The 19,884-nt window shown below is 44.3% G+C and carries 12 protein-coding genes; 2 read left to right on the top strand and 10 right to left on the bottom strand.

The window, feature by feature from the left end:
- Window positions 1-3: 3 nt before the first annotated feature.
- Window positions 4-3,078, bottom strand: a complete 3,075-nt coding sequence (locus ACX0G7_RS20400) for a ligand-binding sensor domain-containing protein (protein ID WP_458925375.1) — start codon at window positions 3,076-3,078, stop codon at window positions 4-6.
- A 427-nt stretch (window positions 3,079-3,505) separates the two neighbouring features.
- Between ACX0G7_RS20400 and ACX0G7_RS20395 the strand changes: the two genes are divergently transcribed.
- The gene (locus ACX0G7_RS20395; RefSeq protein ID WP_458925374.1) at window positions 3,506-4,012 is read left to right on the top strand and encodes a GIN domain-containing protein; all 507 of its coding nucleotides are present in this window, start codon (window positions 3,506-3,508) and stop codon (window positions 4,010-4,012) included.
- Between the two features lie 266 nt (window positions 4,013-4,278).
- On the opposite strand, the gene ACX0G7_RS20390 is transcribed toward ACX0G7_RS20395, so the two are convergent.
- The 6 genes from ACX0G7_RS20390 to ACX0G7_RS20365 form a co-directional block, all read right to left on the bottom strand.
- Entirely contained in the window at window positions 4,279-6,135 is a 1,857-nt protein-coding gene (locus tag ACX0G7_RS20390) for an ATP-dependent DNA helicase (RefSeq protein WP_458925373.1), read from the bottom strand.
- A 30-nt stretch (window positions 6,136-6,165) separates the two neighbouring features.
- Complete coding sequence (gene recQ / locus ACX0G7_RS20385) at window positions 6,166-8,403, bottom strand: DNA helicase RecQ (protein ID WP_458925372.1); 2,238 nt, start codon at window positions 8,401-8,403, stop codon at window positions 6,166-6,168.
- Window positions 8,404-8,497: 94 nt separating this feature from the next.
- Window positions 8,498-9,706: a DEAD/DEAH box helicase gene (locus tag ACX0G7_RS20380; protein ID WP_458925371.1), complete on the bottom strand. Its 1,209-nt coding sequence runs from the start codon at window positions 9,704-9,706 to the stop codon at window positions 8,498-8,500.
- Window positions 9,707-9,932: 226 nt separating this feature from the next.
- Window positions 9,933-10,328 (bottom strand): hypothetical protein, encoded by a 396-nt coding sequence (locus ACX0G7_RS20375; protein ID WP_458925370.1) that lies wholly within the window; start codon window positions 10,326-10,328, stop codon window positions 9,933-9,935.
- Window positions 10,329-10,605: 277 nt separating this feature from the next.
- The gene (locus ACX0G7_RS20370) at window positions 10,606-11,916 is read right to left on the bottom strand and encodes a peptidoglycan DD-metalloendopeptidase family protein (protein WP_458925369.1); all 1,311 of its coding nucleotides are present in this window, start codon (window positions 11,914-11,916) and stop codon (window positions 10,606-10,608) included.
- A 51-nt stretch (window positions 11,917-11,967) separates the two neighbouring features.
- Window positions 11,968-14,820 (bottom strand): SNF2-related protein, encoded by a 2,853-nt coding sequence (locus ACX0G7_RS20365; protein ID WP_458925368.1) that lies wholly within the window; start codon window positions 14,818-14,820, stop codon window positions 11,968-11,970.
- A 395-nt stretch (window positions 14,821-15,215) separates the two neighbouring features.
- On the opposite strand from ACX0G7_RS20365, the gene ACX0G7_RS20360 reads away from it, so the two are divergent.
- Complete coding sequence (locus ACX0G7_RS20360) at window positions 15,216-15,482, top strand: hypothetical protein (protein ID WP_458925367.1); 267 nt, start codon at window positions 15,216-15,218, stop codon at window positions 15,480-15,482.
- 161 nt (window positions 15,483-15,643) lie between these two features.
- Here ACX0G7_RS20360 and ACX0G7_RS20355 read toward each other — a convergent pair whose 3' ends face one another.
- The 3 genes from ACX0G7_RS20355 to ACX0G7_RS20345 form a co-directional block, all read right to left on the bottom strand.
- Window positions 15,644-16,192 (bottom strand): HPP family protein, encoded by a 549-nt coding sequence (locus ACX0G7_RS20355; protein WP_458925366.1) that lies wholly within the window; start codon window positions 16,190-16,192, stop codon window positions 15,644-15,646.
- Window positions 16,193-16,278: 86 nt separating this feature from the next.
- The gene (locus ACX0G7_RS20350; RefSeq protein WP_458925365.1) at window positions 16,279-18,573 is read right to left on the bottom strand and encodes a DUF7133 domain-containing protein; all 2,295 of its coding nucleotides are present in this window, start codon (window positions 18,571-18,573) and stop codon (window positions 16,279-16,281) included.
- Between the two features lie 71 nt (window positions 18,574-18,644).
- A complete protein-coding gene (locus ACX0G7_RS20345) occupies window positions 18,645-19,787 on the bottom strand; it encodes a methionine aminotransferase (RefSeq protein ID WP_458925364.1) in 1,143 nt (380 codons plus the stop codon).
- Window positions 19,788-19,884: the final 97 nt, after the last annotated feature.

Genomic DNA, 19,884 nt, shown 5'->3' with positions numbered 1-19,884 from the left:
CTGTTAGCTGACCGGGGCCTCCAGGGTAATCAGCGTACCCTTATTCACTTCCGACCTGATCTCGAGTTTTCCCCGCAGGCTTTCAGCCCGCTTTTTCATATTAATCAGCCCATTTCCTCCATCAACATCCCCGTTATTATTGAATCCTATTCCTTCGTCCCTGATTTTCATCATCAGTGAAGATTTTTCAACCCGGATATCTACCTCGGCCCATTTGGATTGTGAATATTTTGCAAGGTTGTTAACTGCTTCTTTAAACAGAAGGAATAAGTCGCGCCTTGCCTCCATGTCCAGTTTGAGATCATGAACTGCTTCATCAACCTTAAAACTATATTCTATATTCTTTGCTTCAAAAACACCAGTGGCAAATTCGCGCATTCTTGCCGCCACTTTCTGCATACTATCGTTCATTGGATTTATGCTCCACACAATATCGTCCATTGCTTCCATCATGCGGCTGCTGTTATCGCTGATCTTATTTATGTATTCCTCGGTTTTGGCCGTGTCGCTGGTCACCTTCATTTTGGCCATCTCACTCAGTATATTGATGGTGCTAAGGGTTGAGCCCATATCGTCATGCAGATCGCGTGCTATTCTTCTTCTTACCTTTTCCATGTCGAGTATCCGGTTAACCTTGATCCGGTGCACGAGGTAAACAAGTCCTGCAACAACAGAAGCTATGAGCACCATAAACCACCATGTATTCCAGAACGGTGGACTAATGTGTATTTTAAGGCTTGTTACTCCGCGAGATCTGATGCCGTCCCCATTTTCGCACCATACTTTAAAAGTATAACTTCCCGGGGGTAACTGAGTATAGTTTGCAACCAGCAACCTGTCTGTCCGGTATGTTTCTTTATCGATCCCTTCCAGCTTGTAATAATAAAGGATCTTATCTTTTTGCAGGAAACTGAGTGCAGCAAATTCTATAGTAATTGAATTCTGAGTATAGTTAAGTTTTACTTCTTTCAGGCCCAGGATCGAATCCGGCGGTAAATAATTATTGAAAAGCTTAAAATCCGTGATGCTCACATCCGGCGGGATCTGGCTACTTACCTTTTTCTCCGGATGGAATGCAATAAAGTCATGGGTGTTTCCAAAGAGCATAGATCCAGAAGGCAATCTAAGACTGGCGCCGATCTGGAAATTGTCATAAAAAATGCCGTCGCGCTGAGAATAAGAGGTGAAAATGTTTTTTTGAATATTGTACCGGCAAAGCCCGCTAAGCAGGCTGATCCACAGTGATCCATTCTGATCAAATTCGATATTGTTGGCGGTATTTGAAGGAAGGCCATCGTCTGATGAGATCTGTTTGACCTCCCCTGTCCGGGTGTTCAGGAAATTAATTGCACCAGCTGCGATTACAAGCGTACTGTCGTTATACGGCACAATATCGGTAACCACATTTGAATAAAGCGACTTTCCCTTGCCAGAACTTGTTGAATAAACGGCCACTGACTTACCGGTAGATGGGTCGATTTTGTGAAGACCGAATTCGTGGGTGCCTGCCCAGATAAATCCCTGTTTATCTTCATACAGTTTATAGATAATTGTCCCGAGGTTTGCGACAGGCACAAGTTCCTGCTCAAGGTTATTAAGACTTCCTGTACGACAATTCCATTTTACGAGGTGACCATACTGAGAGCCAAACCAGATGATCCCATCTGCATTCCCAATGATCTGGCGAACGGTCTTGTCTTCAAAAACAGGGGGATTGAAATAATGATTCTTTTTGGTTTTAAGATCATGAACGATGATGCGGCCGGATTGGCAACCTATCCAGACTTTATTTTCAGGTTGCTGTTCGTACAGATCCCACTGCATCAGGTAATTTCCATCTCCCTTTGGAATGTCCGAGTTGATATTGTTTTTTGTTTGCCAGAAGTTCTGATCGTAACTGATCAGCCCCGTTCCCCAGGTACTCACAAAAAGCTGCCTGTCGGCAGTTTCCAGGAAATTCGTGATGGAGATGTCAGCAGGTTTACCGTTCACTTCCGCCTTTACCGCATTAAAAGAGTTTTCTGTCGGGTTCACTGCATACACGCCCTGGTCGGTTCCAAGCCATAGGTTGTGTTCCCTATCCTCATACATTGAATAAACGTAATCGTATTTTATTCCATAATCTTCGAGGTGCTCATTACGGATAAAATTGAAACGCCGGAGTTTTGGATCATATGAAAACAGGTGCATTCTTCCAAATGCCCATAATCCACCCGAGCTGTGTTGAGCGAAGCCATGCATTTCCCGGTAAATCTCCGATCTCAGATTTAGCCCGGCTGTATCAGCAGTAAAGGACCTCGTACTAAGGTCGTAACACGTGGTACTCTCCTGCTTTTTCATCCTGTCCCAGTCTGTTATCCATAGCCGGTTGCTATTATCTACAAACAAAACGTTAATGGCCCTTGTGTTGTTAACGGCCTTGAGAATCGGCAAATTGTCCGGATTGTGGCGCCTGCTATAAACTGTATTTTTTTTAGTATCGTACAAAGCCAGTCCTGAATCGCAACCCAACCAGTAATTTCTACCCGAGGGGTCTTCTATGATTGTTATGACCGACCACTTATCCGGAACCCTGATATGTGGTGTATTTTGCGGTGTGAAAGAATGGGCAATTGAATCATAAGCAAGCAAACCAAACTTTGTAATTAACAGGAAGATCTGGCCTTCAGAGTTTTGCCATAATTTGTAATTGGCTCTCGGATCTACCTCTTTACCTGGTCTTATCACCGCCCGTTTAAAACGAAATGTTGCAGGATCAAATATGCCAACTTCTTTTCCAGTCCGAACCCAGATGTGACCTTTCTTATCTTTGAACATCTGCGAAATACTCACCGGGGGAAGATATTCGTCTGACCCGGGAGGTGGCGTGAAGCGGATGATCTTTCTTCCATCATACCGCTGCAAACCATTTGCGGTACCGAACCACATAAATCCTTTTTTATCCTGGAAGATTGTGTAAACAAAATTAGATGCGAGCCCTTCTCTCGAGGAGATGCGGTTAAACACGTATTGTCTTGGCTGAGACGACACCCGTAGCCCCAGTAATAAGAATAAGATGATATGAAGGATGTTTCTCAAAACAGTAAAATGGTCGTCTCCAAAATTAATCTTCCGGACGATTATTTGTGCATGTCTGCTCCGGAATCACCCATATATGTGATACAAAACAAGGGTTTTTCTGACCCGCTCAAGGGCTTCGGTGGTATGGACTGTCAAAATCCATGGATGAAAACCACAAAAGAGCAAGGGAGGCATTGGACATGTTGTCAACTTATCTGGAAGGCCTTTGCTAATCAGTGTTTTTTTCACATTCATATGCTATTGTACAGCCCTGTAACATATTCGACATTTGAGTCGTCAAACAAACAAACAAACACACAAACGAAAAAATAAAAAACGAACAACGAACATCAGAACGAAAAACAGTCAACAACATCAAACGAAAACAAAAAACACAAACAACAAACAAAAAAACAAGATCAGAAACAAACAAACTTTATCAATCATGAAAAAACAATTCTTATTAATCGCTTCCTTTTTAGTAATAGCGATCGCATCATTTGCAACTGGTAAACCCTCTGTAGGCAAGTCATCACGCAGCTGGTCTGTTGATCAGCCCTTTGGTTCTATTTCCGCAAAAGGAAATATTGAAGTAGTACTTGTACACGATGACTCAAAAACAATCAGCATCGAAGGCTTCGACAAATATGTTAATGAAGTAGATCTTAATGTCGACAACGGAGTATTGAAAATCACCGGAGCTAAAGGAACTTCCCGCAACAGGACAATTGTATATGTACCAGTTCGCGACCTTAACAAAGTTACATTGAAAGGCGGAGCAGACCTGAGTTCAAGGGGAAGACTGGAAAGCAAACAACTTTTTATCCGCATCGAAGGCGTATCAAAAGTTAACGTAAAGAACATCGGGGAAGTGATTATTGACAGTGATGATCAGCACCAGTTTTTCTATGAAAAATCAGAACGCTCAATCATACGCGTTGAAAAAGCATAATTAACTACCCATCTGTACCCGAAAGCTACCCTTAAGCAATCACCTTATTCCTAAACAAAAAAAACAATACCCTTTCAACACCCAACACCCTTTCAACACCCTTACGAAACGGCCTAATCACAAACCTTGATCATTAAACCTTTCCGAAAAAACAGGCAGGAATTATTAAAGAAGAATTTAGTCGAAAACAGTTAAGACGTGGATTGACAAATCGTAGATGCTGATATAGTGCGCAGGTGCCGGGGTGGGAATACCCGGCACCTTTTTCAATGTTGAACAACCTTCTTATTATCAATGGACCTGATCATTTCGCTGCTGTGTTCAAGCAAGCTGATCTTCTTACGAAACACCGCTTCCATCGTATCGAGCTCCCTGGCATACCTGGCAGTCTTCTTATTTTTTTGCAACCTGACCCGATGCGCTATCACCGGAGTTAAAATATTCTCTTCTATAAGTCTTACAAAATAGCGGGTTGCCGATTGAACCCTGTCAGATAGCGGCTCAAGTTCACCCGATTGCCGGAAGGCCGTAATAAGAATGCTCAGCTGCTTTGCAAATTTGCGGGCGACCTCCTGCAAAGCGTTCACTTCATGAACTATATTATTAGCCAGATCAAGGCTGTTTTGTTTTTCAGCATGTTTGCGCGGCTTTGTTGCTTTCAGGTGAAACAAACTTGCCTCTATCAACTTATGACAGTCAAAATACCTGTGAAGCATATTTATTCCCTGTATGCTTTGTTCTGACTGGAAATTATCAGCAAGCTTCTCTTCATCTGCTTCCAGTGCCGAAAATGCAATTACCTGCTGATCGGTTCTTATCGCAGAAGGATGGACAAGGGAATGCAACACCACACCTTCCAGTGTTGTACACCTGCTTAAAGCAACATAAACCTGTCCGGGAGCAAAAGCGTTTCCCACATCAATGATTGCTTTTTCAAAAGTAAGCCCCTGGCTCTTATGAACAGTGATAGCCCAGGCAAGGCGCACCGGGTATTGTGTGAACGTGCCCAACTCTTCTTCCTCGATATCGCCCTTTTCGTTGTTGTAATTATAGCGGATATTTCTCCAGGTCTCTTTTTCCAGTTCCATTTTAATATTACTGTCTGCCAATTCAACAACTATCTTATCCTCCGTAATATTTGTCACAACGGCAAGTTTTCCATTGAAATAGCGCTTAAGCTCACCGGTTTCATTTTTAACAAACATTACCTGTGCCCCTTTTCGTAAACAAAGATTCAGGTCGGTCGGAAAGCTCTTGTCAGGAAACTCACCGGCGATCGTCGCCTGGAAGCTGAAAGTTGGATCAGTAAGTCTTTGTAATGCGGATTGATTGATGGAATCCGCCTTATTATTGTGGGTGGTTAACGTGATATACCGTTTTGAATCGGTCGATTGAACTTTTGGATCGTAGAGGCGATTTAAAAGTGCGAAATCTGTTTCCATCATCTGATTATTCCTGATCCGGTTAAGAACATCGATGAAGTGTTGATCACTTTGTCGGTAAATCTTTTTCAGTTCAATGTATACAGGGGGATCCTGCCTCATTATATTGGAATGAAAAAAGAAAGGGCTTTCATAATGGTGCTTCAATATTTGCCACTGGTCATCGGGAACCACAGGAGGTAGTTGAAATAAATCACCGATTAACAACACCTGTACTCCCCCAAAAGGTTGATGCAGGTTTTTCCGGAACTGCCTTAATATAACATCAACCGCATCCAGCATGTCTGCGCGTACCATTGAAATTTCATCGATTATCAGCAGTTCCATCTCCTCAAGGAGCTTGCGTTTTGACGCAAAAAAACGGATGTTCCTGAACAGGGAATGCTGATCAGTGATACCTTGCTGATGATTGCTGACACTATTTTGAGTTGTCGGAATGAACGGTCCAAAAGGAAGCTGAAAAAAGGAATGGAGCGTAACTCCACCGGCATTTATGGCTGCCACTCCTGTTGGTGCGGCAACAACAGTTTGTTTCAAAGTAGTCTCCCGAATGTATTTCAGAAAAGTGGTTTTCCCTGTGCCTGCCTTACCAGTCAGAAACACCGGCCGGTTGGTGTGATTAACAAAATTCGCAGCCAGTTGAAAAAGCAAATTGTCGGGATCACTTTTGAACTGATTCATCAACCCAAAAATATGTAAAAGCGGGCTGGCTTACACTTCAATATTATTTTCTTTCATCCACTGGCAATAATTCAGCACTACCCTGATCTCGGCAAATGAATAATCGTCGCCCAGCTTTTCCTTAATCGGCATTACGGAAGTCCCCCCTATTTCTTTAACCGTCTCCATGATGGCAGAGATCTTATGTTTAGGCAATAAGGTATGTGGTTCTAATATTCCGGTCCTGACAAAATGAGCAAGGTGACCTTCGATCGTACTTTGTACGAGCTGCCGCTCCTGTGATATTTCCGCGACCGACCGGCCCGCTTTAAACAACTCCAGCGTTATGGTTTTCGTGTCTCCTCCCCGGGTATGTTTTTGCCTCGATATATTATTTGATTCACGACTAATATTTGAGCGGCTTTTTTTATTTTTTGTGATTATATCAAGAAAGTGCGGCCCATATTTCCGCAGTTTGAACTCACTGAAACCCTGGATGCCAGCCATTTCCTGGATCGACCCAGGCGCCAGCCTTGCCAATTCAAGCAGCGTTGAATCGTCGAAAATATTATGTGGTGGCAGATTCTCTATGGATGCGAGATATTGCCTGGCAGATTTAAACAAACTGAACAGCTCGCCGCCTTCCTGATCGCCGCCTGCCGATGTCACAATACGTTTGCCGGAAGGTTCAAATAATTCAACCTGGACCAGGCCACGTAAGACCTGCCAGCTGTTCTCGTTAAGTTTTAAGATAGGATAATCACCTGAGGTCTGCGTCAGCAAGCCCATCCCAACCGCTTGCCGTATAAATGATCTCCATTCTTCCTTGCTATATTCCTGTCCGATAGCGAATGTTTTCAGCGAATGATGTTCTTCTTTCACAGATTTGCTGCCGCGCAAAAAATCAATGATGTAATTCGCTCCGAACCGTTCCCCTAAACGACTTATAGCACTTAACAGTTTCTGTATTGTTACTGTGGCATTGAACTTTTTATATTCACTTAAGCAACTATCACAGGAACCACAATGATTAACCGTTTTCTCTCCGAAATAATTCAGCAGAAACTTACGACGGCAATCGCGACTTTCACAAAACGATGCCATCTGGTCCAGCTTCTTCAACATGATCCTCGACTGCTCTTCATTTCCCTCAACCGTTGCAAACCGTTTTAATTTGAAAACATCTCCGGCACTATAAAACAGGATCGCGTCACTTTGTAATCCGTCCCTTCCGGCACGTCCGGTCTCCTGGTAATACCCTTCAATGTTTTTCGGCAAATCGGCATGAATTACAAACCGTACATTGCTCTTATTGATCCCCATTCCAAAAGCTATCGTGGCCACTATTATCCTGACTTCATCTCTAAGGAATTTCTCCTGTCGTTCTTCCCGGGTTTTCCTGTCAAGACCTGCATGATAGGCAGCTGCAGAAAACCCTGCCTTCTGAAGATCCGCTGCCAGGGTCTCCGTCGAGGTTCTTGACAGGCAATAGATAATGCCGCTTATGTTTTTCCTTTTAACCAGGTATTCAATTATTTGATCATAATAGTCACGCTTCGGCCAGACATAATAATAAATATTTGGCCTGTTATAGGATGTTTCAAAAAGCCTGAAGTCTTTCAGCCCGAGTTTGTCAATGATATCTCTCCGCGTAAGATTATCTGCTGTTGCAGTAAGCGCAATAACAGGAACGCCAGGGTGTTTTTCCTTCAGTTGACCAAGGAAAAGATATTCTGGCCTGAAGTCATGACCCCATTGGCTGATACAATGTGCCTCATCAATGGCGAACAAACTAATGGTTAGCCTGCTGAGCAAATTGATGAAGTTCAAATCTCCGAAAAGCCTTTCAGGGGCGATGTACAGAAGTTTGATAGATCCGCTCCAAAGCTGGTTAAGTATTTCTGTTTGTTCTGATGTGCTTTGACCTGAGTTCAGGTAGGCCGCCTGGATTCCATTTTGCCTGAGGCCGTCAACCTGGTCCTTCATCAATGCGATCAGCGGAGAAATTACGATTGCTGTTCCTGCCAAAACCAGCGCCGGAAGCTGATAACAGATTGACTTACCCCCGCCGGTAGGCATAAGCACAACTGCATCTTTTTTATCAATAATATGGCGGATAATAGATTCCTGGTTCTCGCGGAATTCGGTATAGCCGAAATAGCGCTCAAGTATTTGCGTTAGTCCGGCCGGTTGCGGGGCGCGAAAACCAGGCAACGCGCTCTCAGCATTTCGTTCGGGGGGTGCCAAATTATTATCAGCGGTGATGATATGATCTGAAGGTGATTTCATATTGATCGCATGAAGGTATCAGCATCCCTTATGACTAGCCTGGCTTAAAACAGGTAACGAAGAAGAAAATCAGCAATGGAACAACGTGTATTCCTCATTGTTTTTTGCGAAAATGAGGTTTGTACCTCCCTTTATGACGCGTGCCCTTGCCTGGATTATAGCCCGGAACAGGACCAAAGCTTTCAGGTATTTTACCTTTGGTAACCTGGGTGCCAAGGAGGTTTTCAATTACTGCAAACTTATTCTGCTCTTTCTCACTGATGAATGTATACGCGGTGCCGTCGGTTTCAGCCCTGGCAGTCCTGCCTATACGGTGTATATAGTCTTCGCCGTCATTTGGTACATCGTAATTGATGACCAGATCTATATTATCAATATCGATCCCCCTTGAAATGATATCGGTTGCAACAAGAATCTTGAGATTCCGGCTTCTGAAGTCAAGCATTACCTGTTCCCGCGCAGCCTGTGTAAGGTCCGAGTGTATTTCTTCGATATTAAATTTCGCTCTCTTAAGTTCGCGGCTAAGTTGCTTAACCGCCTGTTTCTTTGAACAAAAAATCAATACAGATTGATTGACGCGATCACGCAACAGATATGTTATCAACGGGATCTTCTGAGCTTCATAAACAACAAAAGCTTCCTGAACAATTTTGGCAGGAGGTTTTGAAATGGCAATATTTATTTCTTCCGGCTGATGTAAGATCTTTCGTGCAAGGTCCCTGATCTTTTCCGGCATAGTTGCCGAAAAAAGTAGGTTCTGGCGCTTTGGAGGCATGAACGAAATGATTTTCATGATATCATCATAAAAACCCATGTCCAGCATTCTGTCCGCCTCATCAAGAATCAGGTATCTCAGGTCTTTCAGTTTCACGTACCCCATATTCAGATGGCTGATCATTCTTCCAGGTGTACAGATAACGATATCGGCTCCCCGCGAAAGCGCTTGCTTTTCAGTTGTAAAACTTGAACCATCACCACCGCCATACACAGCAATCGAACTGATGTTGGTAAAGTAGGATAGTCCTTCCAGGTTCTGGGCAATCTGAATTGCCAGTTCCCGGGTCGGAACTATTACCAATGCGTTTATATGATCAGCTGAATGATGAGAGTTCAGAAGCATGTTGATGATCGGAAGCAAATAGGCAGCAGTTTTCCCCGTGCCGGTCTGTGCTGATGCTATAAGGTCTTTGCCTGCGAGGATCAGTGGGATAACTTTTTCCTGGACAGGTGTTGCGTTTTCATAACCGGTTGCTTCAATCCCTTCAACGAGGGATTCATGCAGGCCAAATTCTTTAAAATTCAAAGTGGGAAATAATTAATTGACTATTTATATAGGTCATGGTAAAGATAATGCAAAGCGGGATTGTTAAAACGTTAACTGTGCAGTTTATAGGAAACCTGCGGAAGGCTTCCTGGAGAAAGATTGATTCCCGCAACCGGCAAATGCGTAGCAGCAGGAATCAAAATCGATGATATTGCAAAGATCTATAGCCTGGTAAAAAGTTCAGCAGACCCTTTAAAGTTGCTATTTAAGCGTTGTGATCGGCCGTTTCTTTTGGCTCTTCTGCCGGCTCTTCCACTGGCTCGTCCAGAGGAGGTTGCTCAACTTTCGGATTAGTATTTTTGATGCTAAGCTGAAATTTGGTATTGAGGCTAACTTCGTAATTCGCGGTAGTGAACAATGTTTTTACCGCATTATCCTGGATCATAACCGCAGCGAGATCGACGGCAAGAGGTGATGTACTTATCACATTGGCCACACGTCCGTTATTAAATTCAATAGTGAACTTATAACCTGCCTTTCTTCCACTACCTGCTCTCTCGAAATCGATTCTGTTAAGCGCCAGTGTCTGATCAGTTGCGGCTGCTTTTTTCATCAGAATCTTAATAATAGGCAGGTATTTGAGCCAAATATGAGTGTACATAAGTCTTGTTTTAATCTTGAATTTGTACAGGAGTGAAAAAACATTCTAGCAGTTTCGGAGCCCTGTAGTGCAGGCAAGGAGTACAAAGATGCGAATAAAATACCCGAAAAACTAAAAAACGATGCTTAAATTACCATTCACAGCGCATTTTCTCCTTATTTTCACAACATTTTGAGAGACTGTCTAATGGGAAATGCTTAGCCACCTTATCATATAACGATTGGTGGTTATAATGGCCGGAGTGATCAGGTTTCATAAATTACAGAAGTCGTTTACCTTATTTCAGGATCCAACCCCTGACCTCCCCCGCCTCGACGAAATCGAAGTTTGCAAATTCTGCAAGCTGAGTGACAGACACTCCATTTTCCAGCTTCTTCATGGCCGGTGCCAGGGTATCCGGTAGCGAATATATATTTCGGCCAGACTTCAACACAATACTCTTTAACGGCGAAAGCTTCGTTGTAGCACTGATGTTTAAATAGCCTCTTTCGGAGTTTGGTAGAACAACCCGATAAAAATCACTGGTCGCGGCTTCTATAGACACAACGGTATTGTTCGGAACCTGGCCTACTATCTGTGATTTGGTAAAGGGCAATAACCTTAATGTATTTGTTTTCTCCCTCGTGCGCATCATTTTTCCGACTTCGGATACAGAACCACTGATTTCCGGTGCCACCGGATAATCAGGATTTACAAACGGCAACGGGTCTATCGCCCCGCCCTGGGCATAAATTCCGAAATGCAGATGAGGAGCCGTGGTCCTGGCATTCCCGGTATTGCCCATGAGGCCGAGGGTATCTCCCACACTCACTTCCTGGCCATCACGTACCAATTGAGTATCCAGGTGAGCATAATACAGCGTATAATCTTTTCTTTCCGGCCGCATCCACACTACTTTTCCTCCAAGATTATTTTCATTTACCCTGGTAACCCTTCCCGGGGCGGCAGCTATCACCGGTGTTCTGCGCTCAGCAAAAATGTCCACTCCTTCGTGACGCCTCGCTCCTCCATCCCGATCGGCTCCCCAGTAACTCCTGATATGATTTTTTCCCGTGGCCCTGATTGGAAATGCCAACGATGCCCTGGCTGATATTTCGACCGTGTATTCGCAATCCTGCAAAAGTTCCGGTTGAAGCCGGAGTATATAATGACCGGATCGCTCTACTTCGTAATCGATCGCTAATCCTGTGGTGTCTGAAGAAGCCACCAGTTTCGGTGCCGACGTGCTTGCTGTGTCCTGGCTCCACAGATCAAGATAAAGCCTGAAATCACCGGAAGGTTTTTTTGAAACTGAAATCTGCAATCGCTCGCCTCTTGTCGCGCTGAATTTTAATCCGGTAGCGGTCGGCTTACCGGCAGAGAAAAAGCCGGTTTCCTTATAAGGCTTATTTACGTTTACCGGTTGAGCAACCGCGAGTGCGGCAGCATTGAGCCACGATCTTCCAAGCGCTGTTGACTGCAGGCCGGCCTGGTTGATCTTGCTGGTGTATAATTCATGCGGGGTTTTCTTTGAAAATAATCCTGGTTTTGAAGTGGTCCTGCAGGACAAGAAGGCCACTAAAGTTAAAAATATCAAGAAGTTTTTCATAATGGCGAAGGTTTAAAAAACGTGCCATTCAGTTTCTCACACAACAGCTCATTAACTAAACAAAAACTTAATGTCATCTTCGGACAAAGACTTTACAAAACCTTCTTCTTCGCCAACGAGGTCCTCGGCGAGTTGCTTTTTTCTCTGTTGTAACTGGACGATCTTTTCCTCTATCGTGTCACGACAAATCATCTTGTAAGCAAATACATTTTTTGTTTGCCCGATGCGATGGGTTCTGTCGATTGCCTGTTGCTGGACCGCAGTGTTCCACCAGGGATCAAAAAGAAAAACATAATCAGCAGCCGTAAGATTTAGTCCGGCATTGCCAGCCTTAAGACTGATCAGGAAAAGATTTGATTTATCTTCCGGATCCTGGAAGGCACTTACCATTTCGGCTCTTTTGGATGGCGGAGTCTGGCCATCAAAATGAAAATAACTAAATCCCCGTTTTGAACACTCTTCAGCGAGCAGATCCAGCATTGACGTGAACTGGGAAAACACCAGGGCTTTATGTTTGCCGAGATTGTAAGTGAGCTCGTCCATCAACATCGAGGTCTTGATGGAGTCAGTGCAGCTTTGTTCATCAGCAGGCAACAATAAAGGAGAGTTACAAATCTGTCTCAGCTTCAATATTCCCTGAAGCAACGCAAGCTTATTTTTTTTCAACCCTTCTTTTTTAATACTCAGAAAGAGGCTACTGCTGATCCGGTCACGGATACTTTCATAGTTTTCTTTTTGTGCAGCACTCATTTCACACCACATGATCATCTCCGTTTTAGCAGGCAGATCAGGCGCAACCTGCTCTTTGGTTCGTCTCAATATGAACGGAGCTGTAAGCTTTTGCAAGGCTGATATTTTTTCGTCTTGCTTATCGCGGTCGATTGGATCTGCAAACTCTCTTTTGAAATATTCTTTGGTCCCAAAAATTCCGGGTAAAAGAAAATCGAGCTGTGCATATAAGTCAAATGTGTTGTTCATCACCGGGGTTCCGCTTAACGCGATCCGTGTTTGCGAGGATAACTGATTTACAAGTTTTGTTATCTGGGCTGAAGGATTTTTTATGTGATGACTTTCATCAAGGATGAGGGTCTGAAAGCGCAGAGATGAGAATATCCCGAAGTCTGATCTTACTGTTCCATAACTTGTAATTATTACCTGATGATTGATGTCGGACAAGCTAGATTCAAGCCTCGCGCTACCATGATAAACATGGCAGCCAAGATGTGGAGCAAATTTTTCAACCTCCTGTTTCCAGTTATAAAGAAGAGAGCTTGGACAAACAATCAGATGCCTGGAAGAAGGGTCGGCCATTATTCTCGCACTGAGAAAACAAATGGTCTGCAATGTTTTTCCAAGTCCCATATCATCGGCAAGGCAGGCCCCGGCGCCGGCTTCCGCCAACAACATCATCCATTCATAACCTTTTTTCTGATAAGGTCTTAACGTTGCTTTGATCCTTGGATCATGAGGATAAACAGTTGTATCCTGCTGTTGCCACAATTTCCATTTAACGAGCCAATCGGACTTTATCACTGATTGCAATTCCTTGCTCTCATCATTGCTGAATGCAAGCCATTTTGGTACGCTGATTTCTTTATCCGAAATCTTGCCGACTTTGATCATGGCAGCATATTTTTCCAACCATGGTTCTGACAAAACTCCTAATGACCCATCTTTTAATATTACGGCCCGCTGCCCCGATAATAACATCTTCTGCATTTCTGCAAGTTGTATTTCTTCCTTCCCAAAAGAAATTTCTAACTGGAGAATGGCCAGGTGATCCTCTTCTCTTATCAATTTTGCTGTTGTCTGGATCTGGTCAGCCGAGTACCGGAAATGTTTTAGCATATCCATACCCGTTACTTCAATGTTCCCGGCAAGCAGTTTGTGATATGCTTTAGGGAACCATTGATTTTTCTGTGCCTCAGCAAACCCCAGGTAGTAATACCCGTTCAATTGTTTTGGAAAGGAAGGATGCAACGATTCCAGAAATGTACGGAATTCATTTTCCTTCTGTTTGTTGCGGTGAATAACATATTCTACTGAATTTCGATTTAGCTTCACCGTCTCCTGCCACTTATCCTCCATCACAAACCCATCATAGATCCATTGTGGAGTAATCATCAGGAAGGAATTGCTGATCTCACTTAACATCACCCTGTTTATCGGCAGCACTTCCACGGCTGTTGCCTCGAGCAAGCCATTTCTGTCGACTGAATAATCCGATTCGAGCGGTGTTAATATCTCCTCAATAAAGGGTTCGGGCCTGGAGTTAAATTTTCGCTCACCAAGTGAGTCCAGCCAGTTGAGTGTCTGGGCATCTTTATGGCTAAGCAAAAAATATTCGTTGTTGCTTTCAACAATAAATTCATATCGTTTAAATAAGGTGACATCATAGTAATCGCCGTTGATATTAAAACGGCTGCGTAGGGATAAGCTGTCCGGGCTGCCCTGCAGGTCAAATTGCAAACCGGGCCTGTACCTGCTCATGGTGCATGCCGAGGTAGTAAAACGTACATTGTCTACCGGCGTTTTATGATACCATTGAACAGTATCTGCGAAGGGCTTGATGCGCTGGAACAAGTCAAGCAAATGCCGGGTTATGCTGGAAGAATAATAATTTGAAAAAGGGACACCAGCCTTTTGTTTCGCAAAGTTCTTTTTTATCGTATCCCGGGTGAACCCTATGCCCTCTTTACTGAACCACTGTAATATTTCTTTAAAGGGTTTCTCGATTGCAGGAAAATGCTGCTTGATTTCAGTACTATTCAGCTCCTTATTAGTGAACGGTGATTTTGGAGCCGACCTATCGATAACAAGGATTTCAAGAACCTGGTGATCCTGGAACATCTTATAGGGCGACAGAAGTAAAACTGCCTTAATATCTTTTTTAACATCTGCCATAAACGCCTGGGTCGGTGTTTGAAAAATTGAGGCGGCAATTTAGGTCAATTATTAATTGCATCATTTCCGGGGACAACGTCAGTCAGGAGAGCGCATGTTTAAGTGGCGGTTTCTAATCCGCGCAATGATAAGGTGGGTAATTTTTTGTACAGAAGGCTGGCGGCATTAAGAGATCCCGCCAGTTGCTTGCTACTCAAATGGTTACATGAAGGCTTGATTGGGATGAATAAGGGACTTCACAACTACCATTGCGGTTCTCTCTTAATCTTAAAGCATAATTACCCTTATTCAATTTCAGAACATCCGGTCGCCATGCCAGGAACCAAAACGTATATCCCGATGGCACGTTTGTTGAAAATGACTAAGTATTATTTTTTCATCTAAATGCAGTGATTATGATTATAAGCAGAACTGAAAAAGTAACGACGGAAAAGTTTGATATACTGCTTGAAGGCAAACCTGTAGCAATAAAGGCATCAAGATATCAAACACATAACAATGAGATCCGGTTTCGGGTAAGCATTAATGATAGTCCAGTCTATATTTTTGCTTACGATGAAGAACTGGAGAGGGCTGTAGCCATAGATCAGAGTTCAGCCATTGCCGCAATTTCACCAAAGATCGAAGAAGTGATCGGCGCAAGGTTGGCTGCAGCAGCATAGCATACGCGGGACGGTTTATATACACTAAAGGCGGATTTATTCCGCCTTTTTTTACATCCGACATCTGCCGTACTAACTACATCTGCCGTCCTCACAATGTTTGGAAAGTCTCATACTCGCAGGGTCATGCTAACAATGTCACGTTCACTATGTGCGGGTGGTTATTTCCTGTAAGGATAATTCCGGTGCGAAGAAATATTATTCACCATAAGGGCGATAAGCAGCAATATGCAAGATCCCGAAAACACCGGTGATAGCACATACCAATAACCCAATGCCTTAATTTTTTCGCTCCCGATATTTGCGATAAGAGCCGTCGCACCCCCCGGAGGGTGCATCGTTTTTGTAATTTGCATTAGTACAATTGAAGAAGAAACCGCAAGCGAGCTCGCCAACCACAGATGCCCCGGCAACAGTTTACTGGCAGTAACGCCAACAAGCGCTGATATCAGGTGTCCGAATATAAGGTTGCGGGGCTGAGCAAGAGGGCTGTTAGTCGCACCAAATACCAGTACTGCTGAAGCCCCGAATGATCCAATAAGAAATACATTGTCCTGTTCGCCAATCCGGTTTTGCTGAAGATATCCGATTGCCCCAATGCCAACAAAGGCCCCGAGAAATGTCCATAGGTGGTCGATAGGTTCTACAATAGTCTGACGATAAATAACGTAACGAGCTATCCGGTAAGTTCTTTTGATTTTTCTTCTCACGCTCTCTTAAAATGTTATGTGATATCTTATTTTAGTCAGTGATACTCAGTACAGGCTACTTTTAGTAAGTGATGCTTCGCACAGGCTCACCGCTTAATTTTCTTCAGCTCCTCCATTGTAAAGGGTTTCTGACGGTCCTTGTATTGTTTCCTGATCTTTTGTACAACGCCAGTATTTACAGGTGGAGCCCTGTTTTCCCAGGCATTCCTGATGAAACTCATTAACTGCGCGATGTCTTCATCATTGAACTCATCACTGCTTCCTATCCCCGGCATATCACCATTTATCTCCGGAGCTTTATACAGCCTACCATTAACATCCACGGGTCCCGTAAGGCCATATAATACTATCCGGCCGAGATGTTCCGCATTGCCCGTGACCCAGTTGGAACGGTTTAATGGCGGAGCCAGCGACTGTATTCCCTCCCCGTCATTCCCATGACAGGTCTGGCAAACGGTTGTAAAGATTTTGCCGCCCCTGGGATAACGCTTCATCAGCTCAGCCGTTCTCCCCGCATTTCGTTTGCTCACCATATCTTTTCTCACTTTTGCCAGGCGCTGATAAACGATTAAACCGGTATCCTTATTTTCGATCAGTTTTTTATTTAACGCATCCTCCCGGTTCTCCATAGTAGTGATGATGGCATCAGCGATATATAGACTTGAAGGATATTGTTTCAGCAAACGGTTCTGCATCTCTTCAACACCCTCGGGATCAAATTGCCGGATCCGGCCAAGTACGAGTGCAAGCCTGATGGCATTTGTCGAATCTGAGGTAAACTGCTGTAGTGCCTGGAATATACTTTTTTGGTTTGATGTCGAAATGATTGATGGTATGGTTGCCATAGCCTGCGTACGCAAAGCAGCATGCTGCTGGTTCAGCAATGGTTCGATATCTGAAGATTGGAGTGAGTCCAGACCTTCAAGGGTCCAGAGGGAATGCATTACCCCCAGCGGCTGGTCGTGGCGGGTGATGGCTTGACGCAATAACGGCACCACCTCAACGGATTTTTTATCGATCAGGAGCTGCTGGGCCAGGTCCCTTACCGTTCCGTTTGGATGATTCAGATATTCAATCAGGCGTTTGGGGTCGTCCCCAGGTATAACGGGAACCGGCTTTGAGCTTTCGGGTATAATACGATAGATTCGACCGCAATTCAAAGGCAGCGAGAGGCCCCGGCTACTGATTTCCTTCTTCAGATAAGGCGTCAGGTAGGTCTTATGTTGAATAATACCGCGGTACATATCCAGTACATAGATCGCCCCGTCGAGACCGGTATACAGATTTACCGGTCTGAATCTTTCATCACTGCTGGCCAAAAACTCATGATCATTGTAAGCTTGCCGTCCCTTTACAGCAACGCCGCTGTCATTAATAATATTTCTCTTGATAAGATTCGCTGATGGCTCTGCCACAAAGCCGTTGCCGAGATAGGACTTTTCAAACAGATCACCACGATATATCAGTGGCCCGCAGGCGGCAGTAAAATTTACGAGCCTGAGGCTGTCGTTCAACGTGCCCTTCATGTATCCGCGGTTCACACCAGTAGTTGCCCGGATCGGATAAACGCGGTTATCGCGGACGATTTTCTCATTGAAACCTGCAACCCTTTGCTGATGAGGGTTACCCGAGCCAAGGCCGGGGCTGAAATAATCCCCGAGGAAATTCTCAGAGTTATTATTGTAAAACAAACGGCCCTCGTTATCCTGTGTGATTCCCCATTGGCCCCTGAAATGAGTTCGTTCGATCAACCAGCTATTGCCCTTTTTCCGATACCGTTTATCTGATTTTGCATTGTAGATCCAGTTGTCCATAGCCCTCAACAAACCATTTGGCTGGTGTTCTACGTTTCCTCCTTCCGCATATTTGTCATCTACTAAAGTTTTCTTCCCGGGTTTGTCGTCCTGGATTTCCACAAACCATAGTTTTGGCGGCTCTCCAATCAGGATACCATTTTCGATCAGGCATATGCTTCTTGGCAAAACAAGAGAATCCATAAACACCTTCCGGGAATCCATTTTCCCGTCTTTGTCGGTATCCTCGAGAATCACAATCTTTCCATCCGTCGCATCTTCGCCTGTGCCAAGAGTGTCCGGCATGTAACCGGTCATCTCAACCACCCACATCCTGCCTTTGTTGTCGAAGGTCATTGCTACGGGAGCAACTACCAGCGGCTCTGAAGCCACTAATTCAATTTTCAACCCCGGATCCGTTTGCATCCTCGAAATTGCAGATGACGCGTCCAGCACCGGTGATTCCTTATATTGTTCCCTGATTGCTGCTGTATCTGTTTTATTACTTCCAGCTGGCGCTGGGTCATTTGTACAGGCGATTAGAAAGAGAAAGAGTCCTATCCACGCTGAATTCCGGCCGTAACCCATTAATAATTTATTGTTTCGTTAGCAATGTTCAAAGTTAATTCATCAATCGCCATTCGATCCCCCGCCACCTCCTAAAGTTTAGCGAGTTTCTCAACAGCCCTCTCGAGGGTTTGCTCTTTTTTCGCAAAACAAAATCTCACGATACGGTTGTCTTTTCCGTCCTGGTAAAAAGCCGAGACCGGGATCATCGCAACGCCAAACTCTTTTGTTATCCTGATTGCGAACGACTTATCATCTTCGTCACTTATCTTTTCATAGGAGGCACAAATAAAATAGCTACCCGACGATTGCTTCATGGTAAACCTGGTCGATTCCATCAAACGGAGAAAATGATCCCTTTTTCCCTGCAATTCTTTGCCCAGGTTCAGATACGAGTCGCGATCCCTGAGGTAAGTGGCAATTCCCACCTGCGAAGGGGTATGACAACTAAAGCAGTTAAACTGGTGAACCTTCCTGAATTCTTTAGTGAACTCAGGTGGAGCAATGCAATAACCGAGTTTCCAACCGGTGCAATGAAACACCTTCCCGAACGAAAAGCAAACAAAGCTCCTTGCTCTCAGGTCGGGGTATTTCAACATGCTCAGATGCGATGAACCATCATATACCAGGTGTTCATAAACTTCGTCGCTTATGATGAAGATGTCGGTATCCTGAACCAGTTTCCTCAATTCCGATATGTCGTCTTCGTATAAAATACTTCCTGTGGGGTTGTGAGGGGAATTAATGATGATCGCGCGGGTCTTTGACGTAACTGCTTCCCTTACAGCTTCCCAGTCGATCCGGAAGTCGGGCAATTTCAGACCCACAAGAACAGGGCGCCCACCATTTACCAGTATGTTTGGAACATAACTGTCATACGATGGCTCGAGGACAATTACTTCGTCACCAGGCTGCAGGATGCTTGTAAGTGCCGTGTAGATTGCATAAGTTCCGCCGGGAGTGATAGTTATTTCGCTGACCGGATCAATTTCCGCAGCATATAAATAGTGATTTTTTTCAGCTATTGCTTCACGCAAAGGAAGCCACCCCGGCATCGGCGCATACTGATTATAATCATCATTCATGGCCTGGTTAACGAGACGGGTCAGCTCGCCGTCCATAGGGTAGTCAGGAAAACCCTGGCCAAGGTTCACGGCGTTTAATTCAGCCGCAAGGCCACTCATTACGGTGAAGATTGTGGTACCGACATTAGGTAGTTTCGAATGGATCTGCAAGCTTGTTAGTTTCGCGTAAATTTAGTTGTTTATGTTTATTTCACTCCCCGGCTATGATCTAAAAACAAGTGAATTATTACATTAACGGCAAAATTCA

This window comes from Flavitalea antarctica (assembly GCF_054461535.1).
Note: the sequence above shows the minus strand (reverse complement) of the source record. Positions and strands in the feature narration are given on the sequence as shown.